Raw genomic sequence first — 17,485 nt, 5'->3', positions numbered from 1 at the left:
TCTATTCTATGAAACGTTGAATTTAACACATCCACCGCATGTGATTTTCACAGATTTACAAATATAAAGTCGTACATATATAAACAAATTTTACAAACTGTATTTAATATTTAGGTGCGGAGCGATACATATACATTACGGTTTTGTTCACACTGTTAACAGAAACATAATACCATAAATAGATCGAGAAGACGCGATTTAACACAGAGTTCCAATTGCTAAAAAAGAGAAACCGTTCTTGCAAAGCAAGTAAGAGAAAGATCAAATAAAAAATAAGAGATTCTCCCCGAACCTCACTCGATCACATTGTCCATAGTGAACTCGAACGTGTCAGTCACTCCGTTCACATCCACTGTATAGACACCTGCTTCCAGACCATAGACTTCCAGAGGGATGTTTACCTCATAGGGCTCAAGTGCCTGTGTGCACATGGCATCTGCGGGTCTTTTGGTCTTCAGTGATATGTCAAAGGTATTTCCATCCCTGATCACCTCAATGCTGTCCTCATCGATCACGGTACATCCATCGGAGACATAACCTGTAGCAATCACACTTACCTGCAATGGGAATGATTCCATCATAAGGATATCAATATCATCGACCACAGCATCACGGATGATGTATTCGATATCATCGCCATCTGTGATCGCATCATCCCTGTCACTGACATCAGTGCTGTCATCAACATGTTCGCCTGAAGCAAGGACATTTACAGTCATCATGAAAGTGTCCTCCTCACCTGTAATGTTCTCCCAGGATCTCTTGTAAATTGCAAATATCTCATAAGTTCCTTCGGAATCTGCCTGAAGCTCCCATTCGTGAACGCCACCTGCACCTACAAGACCTTCATCATCTGGAGCGATCACAAACTCATCGCCCACCAGGGTCATACCTTCAGGGACCGTGAGATTCCAGGAATAACCTGTTGTGGGATTCTCGTCCAGCTTCAGAACAATGATCCCATTCTGTTCTATTGAGACATCACTGCCATTCGAAGCTTTAGTGAACAAGAATCCAGACTCTACAATTTCAACATCGTCTGTTAGATCCACATCTCCATTTTCAGTACAACCCATTGAAAAAGCAGCTACAGTAACCACTACAATAGTTATCAGGACCAGAATGCCCATACTCGTATATTTTGACATGATAATTTTCTCCTAATCTATTCAGATGAATGACTCGCAGACATATATCCATTACTTAAGCTACGAAATAATTTGAAGTCATCAACTAACGAATTTGAATCGAATTGAAGTAAATGATATCATTTGATCAGGCGTTTCTGCACAGCTTCACTGGTAAGCTCTTTCAGTGCATCAGTGCCTATCCACCTTGCACTGGCAACATTCGATCCGGCCAGCTTCTCTGAAACTTCAATAGCTTTTCTGTTCAACTCAGGATTGCGTTTACCGATCTGCCTCAATGCCCAGTTGACAGCCTTTTTCACAAAATTCCGGGCATCAACTGACCCCTTTTCGATCAGGGGGAAGAATTCCTCGAAAACGGAATCTTCTGCCTTTTTGTCCGCCACAGCCATTCTGGCCATGAGAACGAATCCCGAACGTTTCACGAACTCCTCTTTCCGGGAACTCCACTCGATGGCCTTCTTTCGGGAAAACTGGGTCTTCTGGAAGAGGTTCATGCAGCACTGGTCACATATCTCCCAGTAATCAAAGTCCGCCACCCACTTTTCCATCTGCCCTTCAGTCACCTGTTTTGGATCATCCACCATGGAAGCAAGTATCATCGTCTCCCTGTATCCTGCATCCCACAGCATGAGAGACAGCTTGTGATCCTTTCCGACATCCTTTGCGATCTTTCTGAGCTCCGGTATCGATACACCATAGCACTTCTCAGGAGTTATCCAGAAATTTGCCATTCCCTCTATAGCATCAGGATCGCTCAGTTCTTCCAGCTTGCTTATGATCCTTTCATAGGTTTCTTTTGTTGTACCCACAGGAAAAACTCCCATCATTCCTCATATAAGAGATGGAGTGTATGCTTTTTAAATATTATTAGAGGATACTTTTTTAATAGGCAAGAAGGGGGGTACGATATGAGAGGGTTAATGGGAAGAACAGCGATCTGCATTCTGATAATACTGTTCGCAGCAACAGCAGTTGCAGCAGCCCAAACCGGAGATGATGCAGTAACAGAGGGCAATATCACTGAGATATACAGCACCATTGATACCTGTGATATTACTTTGACATCCTCTTCTACAATAGAAGATCTTGTAATAGATGTACAGCTTGTACATGAGGACAGGATCATCGACAGGGAAACATTAAACGTTGACAGGATCAATGCGAATTCCAGAACGATCAAGGTGATCAGATGGAATGTGAAGACCAGTGAAGACGGTGCCTATAAGGTTCTTGTACAGCTACTCAATAATGAAGAGGAAATAGCATCCAAAGAATACGGTTTTGTACATGGAAGGCAGGTGATCCCCGAGGTTGTGATAGAAGGCACTATTGCAAATTCAGAGGGCGTAACTGCGGTCATACGACCGGTGAAAGCAACCCTTGTGGATATTGATTACATGCTTGTGGACGGTACTGATGTTATCTACCTTGCAAAGGATGAAAAGATATCTATACACACAACCCCGCTTACGGTTCATAAAAGATGGAACACACTTCTGTTGAACAACAGGGAATATACCGGACTTGTAAAGGTCAGGCCGTCCGATGAAGTGAACGCTATCGTTGTAACAGACAGTTTCTCTTCAATGGACGATGCAAAGATCACAGATGTATACAAGGATGAGATCGGTGCCAGTGCCACTATAGAGGGAGGATCACAGGTGCCTTTTGACGGTTACGTCAGGTTCACGGTATATGATCATGATGGAGAGAATGTTGTTGAATCCGTTATCATGAGATCACCCATACTTCTTACCGGAGACGATGAGACAGTAGAGGCAATCTGGGAGAACAGGCTCCGGGAAGGCAAATACAGGCTTGTGATAGAGATAATAGGAAATGACGGGGATGTTCTTGATATACAGGAAACGATGATCGATGTGGAAAAGAGTGTGACCATATCAAATGACATCACTGAAGTGGTTGAAGAGAACAACAGTTCCCCTTCATTCCTTATAACCCAGGCAGTTCTCGTTCTTGCAGCTGTTGGATTCGTGCTCCGTCGAAGGAACATAAGATAAAGTGACTATAGATAGAATTTGAAGATCATCCAAAGGTCATAATAATGCCATATGAGCTTTTCATTGCACTGAGACATCTCAAAAGCAGACGCCGTCAAACCCTCATATCCATAAGTGCCATAGGGATAGCGGTCATGATACTTGTGGTCTCGAACGCATTTATGGCAGGATTCACAAACGAGATATATGAGGTCACAGTTGAAAACCTTCCTCATGTGGTTGTAACTCCTGATGAGGACGAAGAATACATCCATTTTTACAACAGCATAATCCCGCAGATCGAGAAAATGGAGGGGGTGACAGCCACCTCGCCCGCACTTGAGGGGGAAGCAACTCTTCAGTACAAGGAGCATACGATCAATGTACTGATGAGAGGAGTGATCCCTGAAAAAGAGGATATGGTCTCCCATATATCAAATGACATGACCGAAGGAGACTTTCATATGCTGGCACATTCCAGGAACACAATCGTTATCGGTGATGCTCTTGCAGAGGATCTTGATGTGAAGGTCGGTGATGAGATCTCCGTGAACTTCCCTACAGCAAACCCTGCATCCTACGAGGTTACAGGCATATTTGATACGGGAACACCTGTTGACAATATCCTGACGTACACATCCCTCAATACGGCACAGGAATTCTACGATATTGGTGATGCTGTCAATGTGATCAACGTCCGCCTGGCAGACTACAATGATGATACAAAGATCGCAAAACAGATAGAGGAGATAGGTTATGAAGCATCAGGGTGGACGACTACGAATCCTGAGATCCTTCAGACCATCAAAATTGAAACAACATCCAATAATATAATGCTCTTACTGATACTGCTCATAGCATCTTTCGGAGTTGTCAGCACACTGAACATGGTGGTAATGGAAAAAGTAAAGGAGATAGGCATTCTGATGGCCATGGGAGCAACAGCTTCCGCAATACGCAGGATCTTCATTCTGGAAAGCGGAATACTGGGATTGATAGGTGCAATTGCAGGTTCAATAATTGGAATAGCCATAGCCCTAGCAATAGGAAGTTATCCGGTGCCTGCAGGCTTTTATGAGCTTGAGGTAATTCCTGTGTTTATACGTACGACAGATATACTTATAACTGTTGTCGGAGTATTTGTACTTAATCTCATAGCAGGTGTATATCCTGCTCAGCGCGCATCCGGACTGGATCCGGCAGAGGCAATTTCAACACATTGACAATAAATAAATAGTCGTGCTAGATTTTGGGATTACTTTCTTTTAAAATGTTGGGTGTTAGAGGAGAAATACCCCTGAAAACATTCCATACCGCAACCTGTATATACAATTACAAAATAGTACTCATTGCGTAATGAGCGGGACCCTAATTTCTTTTCAAGTACCCCCACTCCCCAACCCGCTCATACCACCTTTCATACTGGTTTTGAACTGATTGTTGATTTTTGGATGATGTTAACGCCGTTACATTGAGTTTTAATTGTATATCCCACACAGATATCAGATACAGACATCAGATATTACTGAAAATGTCAACAATATTTTCTGCAAGGCCTTTACTAATATCTGCGGATCTCATCAGAGTATCCTTAAAAAAGGCATCAATCCCCATATCCTTTATAGCATCCCCTGCCGCCTCATCCCGTATGTCAAGGACCATTGCATCAAGTATTTCACCGTAACATTCCGCAACACCAACAGATGAGACATCAAATCCACGTGCAGACATGAGTTTACCTGCCGGGCCACTTATCGGTTCTTTCCCTATGATAGGACTTACTGCCACCACCTTCTTCCTCTTGAGGAGATCACGCATACCTGGCAGGGAAATGATCGGACCAATACTTGTTATAGGATTGCTGGGACCTATCAGGACCTCATCCTCTATCTCAAGAGCCTCAAGGACACCTGGAGAGATAGATGCACTCTCAATGCCGTCCTGCAATACTTCCAGCACCTCCGGTTCACCATGGTTTTTCACCCAGAAATCCTGAAAATGGACCCTCTCCGAAGGTGTTGTTATCATTGTAGATACAGGATCATCGGACATTGGCAATACACAGGAACGGATCCCGAATGAAGAAGTCATGCTCCGGATAGCCTCAGTAAGGCTCATACCATTCCTTAAGAGTTCAGAACGCATGATGTGAGTAGCCCTGTCAATATCGCCTATCATCATCCCCTCATCGTGACCTGCAAGCTTCATTGCCTCATGTGTGATGAAAGTATCCTCCCTGACACCCCACCATTTGCTCCTGTCGATCCTTTCAGAGAACAGGTAGAGTACAGTATCAATATCAGGAGTTATCAGATTTCCTGATACCCAGAGATCCTCAGCCGTGTTCACGACCACTGTGATATCCTCTTCAGGAATGACATGTCTTAGACCATCGAGCAATTTGGGAGTTCCTGTTCCACCTGATAATACGATCATACAAAGCCTCTTAATTCTTGAAATAACGGAACATCATTATACCATGAACACTATTTAAACCATATGAAAGTAATACGGGATCCGGTACACGGGTATATAGAACTGGACCAGCTTGTATTGTCATTGATAGACACCCCACAGATGCAACGTCTGAGAAGGATACAGCAATTGGGCCTGTCCAATCTTGTATATCCCGGAGCGAACCATACCCGTTTTGAGCATTCCTTAGGAGTAATGCACCTTGCAACCACCCTTACATCCCAGCTGGACTCCATAGACAAGGATGAAAAGGACGAGATCCGCACAGCTGCACTTCTGCATGATGTGGGTCATGGCCCGCTTTCACATGTCACAGAGAATATCATAAAGGAGTATACACGCCAGAAACACGAAGATGTCAAACCGATCCTGAAAAAAGGTGAGATCGCAGAGATACTGGACGAACACGGGCTTAACCCTGCAACAATTGCAGACCACATTAAAGGAGACACATCACTTGGGAAGATAGTGAACAGCGAGATCGATGTTGACCGCATGGACTATCTGGTAAGGGATGCGCACTACACAGGAGTTGCTTTCGGGCTTGTGGACCATGCACGCCTGATACATGAGATGCAGTTCTATGAAAATAACCTGGTCGTAGGAATGGGCGGACTCAAAGCCGCAGAGTCCCTGCTGGTATCACGATTCCTTATGCATCCATCGGTCTATTACCATCATGTCTCAAGAATAGCGGAGACTATGTTCACAAGAGCCGTTCAGGACCTTATCAAAAAAGGCACACTTGATCCATTCAAGCTCCGCCAGATGGAAGATGCAAGGTTGTTCGAGATGATCCGGGCTGACGACGGGTATGCAGGCGAACTTGCAAAACGGCTTGATGAAAGAAGGCTGTATAAACGAGCCCTCCATGTCGGCATCGATGTTGTGGGGGAAAATGTCCTACGTTACAGGGGAAATGTCGAGCGGGTGGAGAATGAGATAGCAGACATGGTAGGAATTGACAGCCAGGAAATACTGATCGATATCCCAAAGAAACCTGAGATCGCAGAGATGAAGGCACTGATCAAAGTGGACGGGAAGATGCTGAGACTTGACCAGGCATCAAATATTGTGGCCACGATAGAAAATGCCCATCAGGATAACTGGAGAATGGGTGTCTATACAATAAAGGAACACAGAGACAAGGTCAGGAAAGCCGCAGAGGAATTCTTTGAGACAAAGAAAAAGACAAAACAGTTCAGGCTTACAGACCTATGAGGTGATACTTTGCAGGAAATGAGAAAACAGACAAGCAGGGGAGAACTTGTACTTGAGCACAGGATCATCGGAGAAGACCTTGTGATAACGCTTACAGGCGGAAATGCTCACGTCGGAGCAGTAGCAGTGGGTTACTATGACAGGATCCCAGGACATGCATCCTCATCGGTCATAACCCTGCCATCACACAGGGATGATGCCATTGCGCTTGATGCTGCAAGGACCATCAGTTCAGTTACACACAGCACGACGGTATTTACCACCGGGATACATTTTGAGAACATTACGAACGAAGAGATCGAAGAAGTGCTGTCGGCCTCAAAAGAGCTGATAGATGAGTTCATAGGATCACTGAAGGAGAATTAAGAATGGAGATAGTTATCGGGATAAGTGGGGCTTCAGGTGCACAATATGGAGTCCGTTTGCTTGAGATTCTTGCAGATATGGAGATAGACACGCACCTGGTACTGACCAAAGCTGCAGAGAAGATCATCGAGGTGGAGACAGACCTTAACCCGGGATATATAAAGGACCTGGCAACATATGTTCATGATGAAAAGGACTTCACCGCACCCATAGCAAGCGGATCCCACCCATTTGCAGGTATGATCGTGGCACCCTGCAGCATGAAAACACTTGCAGCGGTGGCAAACGGGATCTCCGATAACCTCCTGGCACGTACAGCTGATGTATGTCTCAAGGATAGGAGGAAACTGATCCTTATGACACGTGAGACGCCGTTAAGTGGAATCCATATCGAGAACATGCTGAAAGCACATAATGCAGGAGCTATCATTCTGCCAGCATGCCCTGCATATTACAACAAGCCTGAGTCTATCGATGACCTCATAAACTTCATGGCAGGACGGGCACTCGACCTGATGGATGTAAAGAATGAGGCTTACAGGCGCTGGGGATGAGACATGCGATGCCCACTTGCGCCATCTTTTGAAAGCTACCAAACGACCGAGAGGGCATCAGTATATTAAGAAAATAAGTAGAATGAAGCAAAATCGATAACGAAATTCCGAAAATGACACAAAATTAAGCAATTTTTTGCCAAAAACCGACCCACCAACAGATAAGTATATCTACTATGACTTCTATTTAGAGGAACGTGCTTCCACAAGCACTGCATGCGAGGTCTTTTGCATGCGATTAACACGATGGGATAGTAGGGTAGCCTGGTCGATCCTCGAGCGTTTGGGACGCTTGGACTGCGGTTCAAATCCGCGCTATCCCACCACAACTAATTCTTTTGTCTTATATATTCAATTCTAACTGTTTTTACATACTGAACTGCTGCAAAAGCGCTTTTTTCGGACCATCAGGATAGTTTTATTAAATATGCAGTAGTCACAATTTTCCATGGCTATGGCAAAAATAAAGTTATTTGCAAATCTCAGGGAATCTGCAAACGAGTCTGAACTGGAGATGCAGGGAAAGAATGTACAGGAGATCCTTGATGGCCTCCTCAAAAAGTTCCCGCAGCTTCAGGAGATGGTCTTCGAAGAGATCGGTGGCAGGAAGGAACTACGAAGCTACATCAACATACTCATAAACGGAGATAATATCATCCATCTTGAAGGCCTGGACACCATCGTCAATGAGGACGATGAGATCGCGATCTTCCCGCCTGTATCAGGCGGCTGATCTTTTCAAGGCACTGATCAAAGCCTCTGGACATTACTCCATTAAATGATATTCCCGGAACGAACACAGGACCTGGCATGCATTGCATTCGGCGGATTCCTGGGTGCAGTATCCAGATATGCAGTTTCATCCAGCACGATCTCACCTAACGGAACGCTCATCGTGAATGTGATCGGGAGTCTCCTGCTTGGAATGATGATGTATGATTATGATTTCCTTGGACACATAAGCCAGAGAACACGCCTTACATTCGGAACCGGCTTTATGGGTTCATTCACAACCTTTTCAACTTTTGCTGTTGAGAGCTACACTCTCGGAGGAAGCTCTGCGATCTTTAACATCGCAGCCAATCTCACACTTCCCCTGCTGGCCGTTTTTGTCGGAAGGGGAATAATAATCCAGATATCCAGGAGCAGATAAAGATGCCAACAGGAATCGAAGCCATTCTGCTGACAGGGATCGGAGGTTCCATCGGAGCATGCCTTAGATATATAGTATCAGGGACCTTGCCACTAATGAAAGGCATCCCCACGGGAACCCTTATTGTAAATGTTATCGGCAGCACCATATTAGCAACACTGACGTTCCTTTCAGAGCCATTTGGCAATCTTCACCTTATCAACATAGGAATGCTTGGATCCTTTACAACATTCTCCACCTTTGCCTATGAGACATTCAGGCTTCTTGAAGAGGGACAGAGACTCCTGTTCATATCCAACATCGCCCTGAATCTGATGCTTTGTCTTTCAGGAGTATTCATGGGCCAGCAGATAGCAAACTTAATCTAATTTAGAAAAGAGAGACCTACATATGAGATCAGTCATCCTCAGGATATACCTCAGCGAGAACGACCGCTGCAACGGAAGACCTGCACATGAGGAGATACTTGAATTCATGAGAGATTCAAAGATAGCCGGTGCAACCGTACTTCATGGCATTGAGGGATACGGGGTTCACAGCAAGATACATACAACAAGGATTCTGAGACTTGGAACAGACCTTCCGATCATCGTGGAAGCTGTAGATTCCGAAAAAAAGATAAGGGCCATCCTCCCCGAACTCTGCAGCATGGTCCCTAAAGAACTTATAACCCTGCAGCAGGTTGAGATAATCTCAGGAGAGAATGTCTGAATTACTCTGAAAGATCAATGGACATCAGCGGTAAAGGACCACTGAATGACCCCTTACATCGATAATTGTTGACTTTGTAGCTGCTGCAAGCTTTTCAGCAATACCATCGACACCATCCTCATCTTCGTAAGAGGCACTCTTTAAGACCTTGACCTTGACAAGATGCTTGTCCTTAAGGGTCTTTTTTAATTCGATGATCAACTGGTCAGTAACACCACTCTTGCCTACATTGATCATAGGCTTTATGTGGGTTGACTCTGACCTGAGTTTGTATAATTTTTCTTTTTCCATATGAACCTACACAAAATTAATTCCAGTTATACCTTGCGCCAGTACGCAAACAATTATCGAGGATCGCCTGCCCTGAAAAAGGAGATACTTATTCTGGTTTCACGATGGTCACGCTACTTCCATCTATTTCAAAATCATACCATGGAGTTGGTTTTGGAGTAACGCCCAATACCCTGACAGAGTGGCCTGAATCGGACTCTTTTATTTCGATCATGCCGTCAAAAAGCTGCTTTAGAGTAGCTATTGTCTGTGCATCATGCATCTCATCCTCAACAATGAAGATACCAAGGGAATTTGATGCCTTGACACGACCTGTGAACACATGAAGGAACCTGAACAGGGTCTGAAGATTACAGTACATCAGTATCGTGGAAATAGAATTGATACAGAACATCATCCCCGGAGACTTTTTTACCGCAAGGTACTCCTCAAAGTACTGCCCGATCCTCACCCCGATCCCGGTAAGGTCAACAGGACTGGATGCCCTTTTAATGTGAGCTTCATCAGAAGTTGGTATACCCAGAGTCTTTGTTACACAATCCACAATACCAAGGTTGGAAGAATCAACATCCAGGCCATTATCAGAGAACCAGTCAAGTACGCGTTCACCTGTCTCACGTGTAGAGACAATAATAGAAGAACCACCCCCCCTAAGACCGTGGCATATGATGGTATTGACCAGATCGTCCTTACCACTCATAGGCGGACCGATAAGCATCAGGTTGGTACCCTCTTTGAGACCTCCGATCAGATCGTCGAGTTCCTTGATACCAAGCAAATAGTCACTCATGTAAACCTTCCTGCAGTGAATTGGGGACTGTCAGTCATGCAATCACAGGCGCTTGTCCGGCCAGACATGACCAAGAACAAACTAACAGGAATTAACATCTATTCCAGATAGTACCTGTTCACCCGCATTACGGACACACCATAGAGGGGGATCATATTAATAATATATCTTTTGCACAAACTGTCCAAATATATTGAGTATATGATCTTACGTCCTATTAATAATTATCTTATATGCTTTATAACATGTCCGGCTTCGGGAATGATTATGTCCGAGAGGGCAAGCTCCACTGCACCCGGGGAACCGGGAAGACAGAAAATAGCTTTATCACCTACAATTCCGGCAGCTGCGCGAGTCAGTATGACTGCAGAACCGATCTGCTCAATGCTCCTATACCTGAAAAGCTCCCCGAAACCGGGCATCTGCTTCTCGAACATCGGTGAAACTGCCTCGATAGTAACATCAGCAGGTGTCAGGCCGGTACCACCTGTGGTGACGATGATGTCCACTTCCTTTTGAAGAGCATCCTTTACAGCCGATCTTATAGATGAAGGGTCATCGGAAACGAGCTCATAGCCGACGACATCATGCCCATTATTTGTCACAAGGCCTTCCATCAGTTCTCCGGATACATCTTCAGCATCTGCGGGAGACCTGGCAGAACCATACATAGAAAATCTTGAAGTGGATATTGAGATAAGATAAAAACCAAGACTTTTTTTAACATCCTTCTTGTGTTTTTGTGTAACAGAATCCATAGGGGGAATATAGACATACAATATATATTGATTTTTGGAAAAGACGTTTGCGAAAATTAAACAGATGTGGGATCCAAAAAACACATATATAAAGTGTAAGTAAAAAACCCGAATAAAAAAATGAAAATACCCTTTCTATTGATAAGACTTATAAACCCCTAAGTAGTAGGGGGATGCATCATTGACACATTTACAACTGAAAGATTTTCAAGACGCGTTGCCAACAGATCCGAAAACGAGATCTGCTGAACAGATCTAAAATGCAGGAGACACAATGCGTTCTTAAGATCACACTGATCATATTAAGGAGGTTCAATCTCATGGTAAGAAAACCAGCAAGTATGTACAGAAACGTAAAATCACGTTCAAACACAAGAAGAAAATACATGGGTGGTGTTCCAGGTAGCCACGTCATCCACTACGATATGGGAAACAAGAAAGCTACATTCCCTGTAAAGGTCACACTGATCGCAGATGAGAAATGCCAGATCAGGCACACCGCTCTCGAAGCTGCACGTATCACCGCCAACAGGGCAATGGTATCCGCAGCAGGACGTACCGGCTTCCACATCAAGCTCAGGGTATATCCTCACGAGGTCCTCAGAGAGAACAAGCAGGCTACCGGAGCAGGAGCAGACCGTGTCTCAAGTGGAATGAGAGGAGCATGGGGTAAGAACGTGGGTACTGCAGCAAGAGTTTCCGCAGGACAGAAAGTATTCACCATCTCCGTTAACAAAGAGCACTTCCCTATGGCAAAGGATGCTCTGAGAAGAGCTGGCCAGAAACTTCCAACCCCTGTAAGGATCGTTGTCGACCAGGGTCAGGAAATGGTACAGTAAGACGAACATTGATCAAAACAAGAGGGTATCAAAATGGATGATTACGAAGCGCTGTTGAATAGGGCAATTGAAAATCTCCCTGATGTGGAAACTACGGATGTTCGTTTCGTAATTCCCGAACCCAAGATATTCGTGGAAGGTAAGACCACCGTCCTTGAAAACTTTGGGAACATTGCGGACGTACTGAACAGAGAACCGGACCACCTTATGAAATACCTCACAAGGGAAATGGGTACAGCCGGTAAGCTGGATGGAAGCCGTGCAATATTCCAGGGTAAATTCCCAAAGGAAACGATCAAATCAAATATCGACGCCTACGTTGAAGAATATGTCATATGTTCTGAATGTAACCGTCCGGATACCCAGCTTGTGAAATCAGACAGGATATTGATACTCAAATGTGCCGCCTGTGGTGCACACCGCCCTGTCAAAAAGAGAAGGACCACAGTAGTAACCCCACGCGATGAGGTCGAAGAGGGTGAAGAGTACGAGGTCAGGATCGATGCCGTTGGTTCAAAAGGAGACGGTATCGCCAAGCTCGGCAAGTTCACGATCTTTGTACCTGGAGCCGCAAAGGGTGATATGGTAAAGGTCAAGATTAAGAGGATCAGCGGAAATCTTGCATTCTCAGAACGCGCCTGATACGCGTTTATTATATTGAAATCATTGGTCTATACCCTTTCCGAGATATCTACCCTGGCTGATCCTTTTCAGGGGCAGGTATTGAAGAAAAGAACGATCTAAAAGAGGGTTTAGATGTACAGGGAACCAATTTCAAGGCCAGAATCCAATGGATCCATTGAAAGCGGTTTCCCAAACAATGACCAGAAGCTTCCTGCAAAGGGAACGAAACTGGCAAAACCGGTTTCAGAATTCGTTTTTTACATCAAACAATTGACAATGCCATAGAGCCTGTGGCCTATAAAACTAGAGGGAAGACAGGAACATTCACAATATATCCGAAATCCCGGCAGAACATAACAAAAATTGCAAGAAATTGTGAGACCTGACATAGAGAGGATTAATAAGATGCCTGACACTTACAAAAGAACAGATCCGGAACAGACTGAAGAGGATATAACAGTACTTTCCATCCCGGGCCTTACAATTGACCTGAAGCATCTGAACGGGTTTTTACAACTGGAAGCAAAGGGATATCTACGCGGAGTTTGCTCACCTTTCCTGAAGAAGATCAATGGCACCCTTGAAGCTGAAAAGCCTGCCCTGGTAGAGAAAGACAGGGTCATTGCATCCACATGGCTGCCCCCGATCCCAGGCAAGGTCTTCAGGAGACTTCTTTATGCGGAAACCCAGATAGCACTCGGCAAATATGTCCCTGAAACAGTGTCATTTGAGATAACAAGGCAGTGTAAGTGTAACTGCGACCACTGTGTCATCAGTGGAGGAGAAGGAGATCTTGATGTCGACACCGTGAAAAGGGCCATTGATGAGGCACTTGATATGGGTGCTGTTGTGATCACATTCACCGAAGGTGATCCACTGCTTCGCGAGGATATATTCGAGCTCATTGATTATGTTGACAAGGAACGTGCGATCGTTAACATGTACACCCCGGGAACCGATATGACACCTGAGATCGCTCAACGGCTAAAGGATGTCGGGCTCCACAACCTTCTGGTAAGCATATATTCAACCGTTCCGGAAGAGCACGATGCTGTCAGAAAACTTGAAGGTGCCTTTGAGAAAGCGACCAATGCCATAAGATACGGACTGGATGCAGGACTGCTTGTCACGATGACAACACACGTTTCCCCGAAGAACATGGAAAAACTTACATCCATGTACCAGCTTGCAAAAGAGCTGGGAGTACATGAGTTCTCACTGTGGGAATCAATCCCAAAGAAACCTGAGGATCCGGTGATCACGGATGAGGATAGGAAGGTCATAATGGACATGTACCACCGGATCAACGCCTCCGAGGACGGACCAAGGATATTCGCGAACACCTACTTTGAAGGTGAGATGCTGGGATGCCTTGCAGGACAGCGATGGTTACATGTCTGCGTGGAAGGATCGGTGAAGCCCTGTCCGTACATCCCATTCAGTTTCGGGAACATCAAGACAGATTCCCTCAGGACCATCTGGAGCAGGATACGTAAGGTCAGTGATTTCAAAGGAGAGAGACACTCCTGCCTGATGCAGGAAGAGGATTACCTTAAGCTCGTATCAAAGATACCTGAAGATGCTGAAAGACCATATGACTTCAACCTTATCAGGTAATCGATATATACGTTTAAGTGATTCAAGGATACTAATAAATCGTAAGCGGAATTTGACAGAGGCAGCATATGAATACGAAACTTGACCCATGGGGTTCAGTCAATATTGACGATTACTCAAAACTGTTCGAAGAATTCGGCATCCTGCCATTCGAGGACATTTGCTCTGAACTCCCTGAACCACACAGGTACATGCGCAGAAAGATAATCTTCGGCCACAGGAGCTATGACCTGATCACAGATGCAATGAAGAACAAGGAACCATTTGCAGTCATGAGCGGGTTCATGCCTACCGGAGGCGGGCATCTTGGACACAAGATGGTCATGGAAGAGATCATCTGGCACCAGAAGATGGGAGGCGATGCCTTTGTGGGAATTGCGGACAGGGAAGCATACTCTGTGAGAGGGGTTCCATGGGATAAATGCCGCCAGATCGGTATAGAGGACTATGTTGTAAGCCTCATAGCCCTGGGCTTTGAGCCTGACGGGCACATATACTTCCAGTCAGAATCCGATAACGTTAAAGAACTTACCTTCGAACTCGGTTCAAAGGCGAACTTCTCCGAGCTCAGTGCGATCTACGGATTCAGCGGAGAGACCAGTGTTTCACATATGGTGAGCACATTGTCCCAGAGCGCTGATATCCTTCAGCCCCAGCTATCCGAATTCGGCGGACCAAAGCCTACGGTCATTCCGGTGGGTGCTGACCAGGACCCACACATGCGCCTGACACGTGGCATCGCACACAAGATGAACATGTTCAGGATCGAAGGCCGCGAGGACAAGAACAATAATAAGTACTTCAGCGTTCGCAGCAAAGCTGCACCTGAGGGAGCACTTGCGGACATCGCAGAGAGGCTGCCATGGGATACAAAACTTTTCGAAGGACATGTGGATGTCTTCGGTACTGACGATTACAATAAGCTCCTGAACACCGTGAGAGAAGTTGAGATCGAATACGGTGGCTATGCTTTTGTACCGCCATCTTCAACCTACCACAGGTTCATGTCAGGACTGCAGGGCGGGAAGATGTCCAGCAGTGTTCCTGAGAGCATCATTTCACTGAAGGAAGATCCAAAGGAAGCTGCAAAGAAGGTCAAACGTGCAAAGACCGGTGGCAGAATGACACTCGAAGAGCAGAAGAAGCTTGGAGGAGACCCGAACAAATGTTCCGCATTCGAGCTCCTTATGTTCCACCTGGTGGAAGATGACAGGGAACTTGAAGAGATCTATAACGAATGCATCTGCGGGCAACGCATGTGCGGAACCTGTAAAGCACTTGCTGCAGAGCTGATTACAGAGTTCCTGACAGAACATCAGGAAAAGCGTGAGCTGGCAAAGGACCGGCTGGACGATTACGGATTATAAACCAAAAAAGGACCCTGACCGACATGAGCAACTATAACCTTACCACGAACGAAAAAAATGTGCTGCTCGCACTGGATGAACTTGCATCCACAACCCCGGAAGAGCTTGCAGAAAAAGCATCCATGAAAGTGGAAACTGCAATGCAATCCGCTTTTTTGCTCTCAGAGAACGGGCTTGCAGAAGTGAACGATAACGTTACCGAGCTGTACTCACTAACAGACGAAGGTCTTACCTATGCAAAAGAGGGACTCCCGGAGCGCCAGCTGATCAGCGCCCTCTCCGAGCCAACTGCCATTGATGAGCTCAAGGAAAAGCTCTCACCAAAGATGGTTGGAATCGCGACCGGATGGCTCCGCAAAAAAGGCTGGGCAACCATCGAGAACGGAATGATGGTACCATCAGGAGATGCGGCTGAAACAGAGGACGAGAAAGTACTCTCAAGATTCACTGAGAAAACAAGCACCCTTGAAGAGCTTGGAACGGATGATAAGACCATAAAGGACCTTATCAAACGCAAGCTGGTCTCAAAGAACGAGGAAAAGGATCGTAAGATCTCCATAACAGATGCAGGTGTCGAGCTTGTGAAAGCAGGCATCACCATCGAGGAAGAGATCACACAGATCACATCACAATTACTCAAGAGCGGTGAATGGAAGAACAAGAACTTCAGGCCTTACAATATCCACACACCTCCAAAACCATTGTACGGTGCAAAGGTACACCCATACCAGCGCCTCATCGACCAGATGCGCCAGATCTTCCTTGAGATGGGATTCACCGAGATCAAGGGAGACGTCGTGCAGAGCTCATTCTGGAACTTCGATGCACTCTTCCAGCCACAGGACCACCCTGCAAGAGAGATGCAGGATACCTTCCACCTGTCAACCCGTTCAGAACTTCCCGAGGAGTACAAGGACGGCATAAAGGACATGCACGAAAATGGAGGAGATATCGACTCCACCGGATGGGGAGGCACCTGGAGCGAGGATATTGCAAAGCGCAATGTCCTGAGAACACACACTACTGCTGTCACCATAAAGTACCTTGCAGACAACCCGAACCCTCCGGTCAAGGCTTTCTGTATCGACAGGGCTTACCGCCGTGAGACCATCGATCCTACCCACACCCCTGAGTTCGAGCAGCTCGAAGGTGTGATCATGGACGAGAACATGTCATTTGCGAACCTTCTCGGCTGCCTTGAAGAATTCTACCACAGGATGGGGTTCGAGGACGTCAGGTTCAGACCCGGATACTTCCCATACACAGAACCAAGTGTTGAACCCGAGGTCTACATTGACGGACTTGGATGGGTAGAGCTTGGAGGAGCCGGAGTTTTCCGTAAGGAAGTTACCGAGCCTCTTGGTATCAAGCAACCTGTGCTCGCATGGGGTCTTGGCGTCAGCCGTGTGGCAATGCTCAAGCTCGGCCTCAAGGACCTGAGAGAGCTCTACCAGTCAGACATCGAATGGCTGCGCAAGAGCCAGGTCTGCCAGTTAAAGGAATAAGAACATTCAGATGAGCGGCCCTGTGCCGCTTAAACCTATTTTTAGATCAAGTATTGTGCGAAC

At 45.8% G+C, this 17,485-nt stretch carries 21 protein-coding genes and 1 tRNA gene; 16 read left to right on the top strand and 6 right to left on the bottom strand.

Annotated elements, in window-relative coordinates; translation table 11 throughout:
* Positions 1 to 293: 293 nt before the first annotated feature.
* Entirely contained in the window at positions 294 to 1,148 is an 855-nt protein-coding gene (locus ACR3I3_RS04495; RefSeq protein ID WP_440953370.1) for a protease inhibitor I42 family protein, read from the bottom strand.
* Positions 1,149 to 1,267: 119 nt separating this feature from the next.
* A complete protein-coding gene (locus tag ACR3I3_RS04490) occupies positions 1,268 to 1,960 on the bottom strand; it encodes a DNA alkylation repair protein (protein WP_440953369.1) in 693 nt (230 codons plus the stop codon).
* A gap of 99 nt (positions 1,961 to 2,059) precedes the next feature.
* Here ACR3I3_RS04490 and ACR3I3_RS04485 point away from each other — a divergent pair, with 99 nt between their 5' ends.
* Positions 2,060 to 3,172, top strand: coding sequence for a hypothetical protein (locus ACR3I3_RS04485; protein WP_440953368.1), 1,113 nt, complete (start codon positions 2,060 to 2,062; stop codon positions 3,170 to 3,172).
* A 44-nt stretch (positions 3,173 to 3,216) separates the two neighbouring features.
* Positions 3,217 to 4,374, top strand: a complete 1,158-nt coding sequence (locus ACR3I3_RS04480; RefSeq protein ID WP_440953367.1) for an ABC transporter permease — start codon at positions 3,217 to 3,219, stop codon at positions 4,372 to 4,374.
* A 292-nt stretch (positions 4,375 to 4,666) separates the two neighbouring features.
* Here ACR3I3_RS04480 and cofD read toward each other — a convergent pair whose 3' ends face one another.
* Positions 4,667 to 5,587, bottom strand: coding sequence for a 2-phospho-L-lactate transferase (cofD, locus tag ACR3I3_RS04475; RefSeq protein WP_440953366.1), 921 nt, complete (start codon positions 5,585 to 5,587; stop codon positions 4,667 to 4,669).
* Positions 5,588 to 5,650: 63 nt separating this feature from the next.
* Here cofD and ACR3I3_RS04470 point away from each other — a divergent pair, with 63 nt between their 5' ends.
* The 8 genes from ACR3I3_RS04470 to ACR3I3_RS04435 all read left to right on the top strand — a co-directional run bounded on the left by ACR3I3_RS04470 (position 5,651) and on the right by ACR3I3_RS04435 (position 9,631).
* On the top strand, positions 5,651 to 6,847 hold the full coding sequence (locus ACR3I3_RS04470) for an HD domain-containing protein (RefSeq protein WP_440953365.1): 1,197 nt from the start codon (positions 5,651 to 5,653) through the stop codon (positions 6,845 to 6,847).
* An 18-nt stretch (positions 6,848 to 6,865) separates the two neighbouring features.
* Positions 6,866 to 7,213, top strand: a complete 348-nt coding sequence (locus ACR3I3_RS04465; RefSeq protein WP_440953364.1) for a hypothetical protein — start codon at positions 6,866 to 6,868, stop codon at positions 7,211 to 7,213.
* A 2-nt stretch (positions 7,214 to 7,215) separates the two neighbouring features.
* Positions 7,216 to 7,767, top strand: coding sequence for a UbiX family flavin prenyltransferase (locus tag ACR3I3_RS04460; RefSeq protein WP_440953363.1), 552 nt, complete (start codon positions 7,216 to 7,218; stop codon positions 7,765 to 7,767).
* Positions 7,768 to 8,015: 248 nt separating this feature from the next.
* Positions 8,016 to 8,093: transfer RNA gene (locus tag ACR3I3_RS04455), tRNA-Pro, on the top strand.
* A 122-nt stretch (positions 8,094 to 8,215) separates the two neighbouring features.
* Entirely contained in the window at positions 8,216 to 8,500 is a 285-nt protein-coding gene (locus tag ACR3I3_RS04450) for a ubiquitin-like small modifier protein 1 (protein ID WP_440953362.1), read from the top strand.
* 45 nt (positions 8,501 to 8,545) lie between these two features.
* Positions 8,546 to 8,920, top strand: a complete 375-nt coding sequence (crcB, locus tag ACR3I3_RS04445) for a fluoride efflux transporter CrcB (RefSeq protein ID WP_440953361.1) — start codon at positions 8,546 to 8,548, stop codon at positions 8,918 to 8,920.
* A 2-nt stretch (positions 8,921 to 8,922) separates the two neighbouring features.
* On the top strand, positions 8,923 to 9,288 hold the full coding sequence (gene crcB, locus ACR3I3_RS04440; protein ID WP_440953360.1) for a fluoride efflux transporter CrcB: 366 nt from the start codon (positions 8,923 to 8,925) through the stop codon (positions 9,286 to 9,288).
* Between the two features lie 22 nt (positions 9,289 to 9,310).
* Positions 9,311 to 9,631: a DUF190 domain-containing protein gene (locus ACR3I3_RS04435; RefSeq protein ID WP_440953359.1), complete on the top strand. Its 321-nt coding sequence runs from the start codon at positions 9,311 to 9,313 to the stop codon at positions 9,629 to 9,631.
* Between the two features lie 24 nt (positions 9,632 to 9,655).
* Here the strand turns inward: ACR3I3_RS04435 and ACR3I3_RS04430 are convergent, their stop codons facing one another.
* The 3 genes from ACR3I3_RS04430 to ACR3I3_RS04420 form a co-directional block, all read right to left on the bottom strand.
* Positions 9,656 to 9,922, bottom strand: coding sequence for a YhbY family RNA-binding protein (locus ACR3I3_RS04430; protein ID WP_440953358.1), 267 nt, complete (start codon positions 9,920 to 9,922; stop codon positions 9,656 to 9,658).
* Between the two features lie 88 nt (positions 9,923 to 10,010).
* Complete coding sequence (locus tag ACR3I3_RS04425; RefSeq protein WP_440953357.1) at positions 10,011 to 10,712, bottom strand: RAD55 family ATPase; 702 nt, start codon at positions 10,710 to 10,712, stop codon at positions 10,011 to 10,013.
* A gap of 224 nt (positions 10,713 to 10,936) precedes the next feature.
* Positions 10,937 to 11,470, bottom strand: coding sequence for a MogA/MoaB family molybdenum cofactor biosynthesis protein (locus ACR3I3_RS04420; protein ID WP_440953356.1), 534 nt, complete (start codon positions 11,468 to 11,470; stop codon positions 10,937 to 10,939).
* Positions 11,471 to 11,790: 320 nt separating this feature from the next.
* On the opposite strand from ACR3I3_RS04420, the gene ACR3I3_RS04415 reads away from it, so the two are divergent.
* The 6 genes from ACR3I3_RS04415 to pheS all read left to right on the top strand — a co-directional run bounded on the left by ACR3I3_RS04415 (position 11,791) and on the right by pheS (position 17,422).
* A complete protein-coding gene (locus tag ACR3I3_RS04415; protein ID WP_440953355.1) occupies positions 11,791 to 12,309 on the top strand; it encodes a 50S ribosomal protein L16 in 519 nt (172 codons plus the stop codon).
* Positions 12,310 to 12,342: 33 nt separating this feature from the next.
* Positions 12,343 to 12,951, top strand: coding sequence for a translation initiation factor IF-2 subunit beta (locus ACR3I3_RS04410; protein ID WP_440953354.1), 609 nt, complete (start codon positions 12,343 to 12,345; stop codon positions 12,949 to 12,951).
* 114 nt (positions 12,952 to 13,065) lie between these two features.
* Complete coding sequence (locus ACR3I3_RS04405; protein WP_440953353.1) at positions 13,066 to 13,218, top strand: hypothetical protein; 153 nt, start codon at positions 13,066 to 13,068, stop codon at positions 13,216 to 13,218.
* A 120-nt stretch (positions 13,219 to 13,338) separates the two neighbouring features.
* Positions 13,339 to 14,550, top strand: coding sequence for a radical SAM/SPASM domain-containing protein (locus tag ACR3I3_RS04400; protein WP_440953352.1), 1,212 nt, complete (start codon positions 13,339 to 13,341; stop codon positions 14,548 to 14,550).
* A 68-nt stretch (positions 14,551 to 14,618) separates the two neighbouring features.
* Positions 14,619 to 15,917: a tryptophan--tRNA ligase gene (locus ACR3I3_RS04395; RefSeq protein ID WP_440953351.1), complete on the top strand. Its 1,299-nt coding sequence runs from the start codon at positions 14,619 to 14,621 to the stop codon at positions 15,915 to 15,917.
* Between the two features lie 23 nt (positions 15,918 to 15,940).
* On the top strand, positions 15,941 to 17,422 hold the full coding sequence (gene pheS, locus ACR3I3_RS04390) for a phenylalanine--tRNA ligase subunit alpha (RefSeq protein WP_440953350.1): 1,482 nt from the start codon (positions 15,941 to 15,943) through the stop codon (positions 17,420 to 17,422).
* Positions 17,423 to 17,485 lie beyond the last annotated feature (63 nt).

It is taken from the genome of Methanococcoides mangrovi (assembly GCF_052057775.1).
GTDB lineage: Archaea > Halobacteriota > Methanosarcinia > Methanosarcinales > Methanosarcinaceae > Methanococcoides.
This window is presented reverse-complemented; position numbering and strand designations above follow the sequence as displayed.

Bases quoted from the DNA above. Each gene is read 5' to 3' on its own strand.
- ACR3I3_RS04495 (WP_440953370.1), bottom strand. From the start codon at position 1,148: ATGTCAAAATATACGAGTATGGGCATTCTGGTCCTGATAACTATTGTA.
- ACR3I3_RS04485 (WP_440953368.1), top strand. From the start codon at position 2,060: ATGAGAGGGTTAATGGGAAGAACAGCGATCTGCATTCTGATAATACTG.
- ACR3I3_RS04480 (WP_440953367.1), top strand. From the start codon at position 3,217: ATGCCATATGAGCTTTTCATTGCACTGAGACATCTCAAAAGCAGACGC.
- cofD (WP_440953366.1), bottom strand. From the start codon at position 5,587: ATGATCGTATTATCAGGTGGAACAGGAACTCCCAAATTGCTCGATGGT.
- ACR3I3_RS04470 (WP_440953365.1), top strand. From the start codon at position 5,651: ATGAAAGTAATACGGGATCCGGTACACGGGTATATAGAACTGGACCAG.
- ACR3I3_RS04465 (WP_440953364.1), top strand. From the start codon at position 6,866: ATGAGAAAACAGACAAGCAGGGGAGAACTTGTACTTGAGCACAGGATC.
- ACR3I3_RS04460 (WP_440953363.1), top strand. From the start codon at position 7,216: ATGGAGATAGTTATCGGGATAAGTGGGGCTTCAGGTGCACAATATGGA.
- ACR3I3_RS04450 (WP_440953362.1), top strand. From the start codon at position 8,216: ATGGCTATGGCAAAAATAAAGTTATTTGCAAATCTCAGGGAATCTGCA.
- crcB (WP_440953361.1), top strand. From the start codon at position 8,546: ATGATATTCCCGGAACGAACACAGGACCTGGCATGCATTGCATTCGGC.
- crcB (WP_440953360.1), top strand. From the start codon at position 8,923: ATGCCAACAGGAATCGAAGCCATTCTGCTGACAGGGATCGGAGGTTCC.
- ACR3I3_RS04435 (WP_440953359.1), top strand. From the start codon at position 9,311: ATGAGATCAGTCATCCTCAGGATATACCTCAGCGAGAACGACCGCTGC.
- ACR3I3_RS04430 (WP_440953358.1), bottom strand. From the start codon at position 9,922: ATGGAAAAAGAAAAATTATACAAACTCAGGTCAGAGTCAACCCACATA.
- ACR3I3_RS04425 (WP_440953357.1), bottom strand. From the start codon at position 10,712: ATGAGTGACTATTTGCTTGGTATCAAGGAACTCGACGATCTGATCGGA.
- ACR3I3_RS04420 (WP_440953356.1), bottom strand. From the start codon at position 11,470: ATGGATTCTGTTACACAAAAACACAAGAAGGATGTTAAAAAAAGTCTT.
- ACR3I3_RS04415 (WP_440953355.1), top strand. From the start codon at position 11,791: ATGGTAAGAAAACCAGCAAGTATGTACAGAAACGTAAAATCACGTTCA.
- ACR3I3_RS04410 (WP_440953354.1), top strand. From the start codon at position 12,343: ATGGATGATTACGAAGCGCTGTTGAATAGGGCAATTGAAAATCTCCCT.
- ACR3I3_RS04405 (WP_440953353.1), top strand. From the start codon at position 13,066: ATGTACAGGGAACCAATTTCAAGGCCAGAATCCAATGGATCCATTGAA.
- ACR3I3_RS04400 (WP_440953352.1), top strand. From the start codon at position 13,339: ATGCCTGACACTTACAAAAGAACAGATCCGGAACAGACTGAAGAGGAT.
- ACR3I3_RS04395 (WP_440953351.1), top strand. From the start codon at position 14,619: ATGAATACGAAACTTGACCCATGGGGTTCAGTCAATATTGACGATTAC.
- pheS (WP_440953350.1), top strand. From the start codon at position 15,941: ATGAGCAACTATAACCTTACCACGAACGAAAAAAATGTGCTGCTCGCA.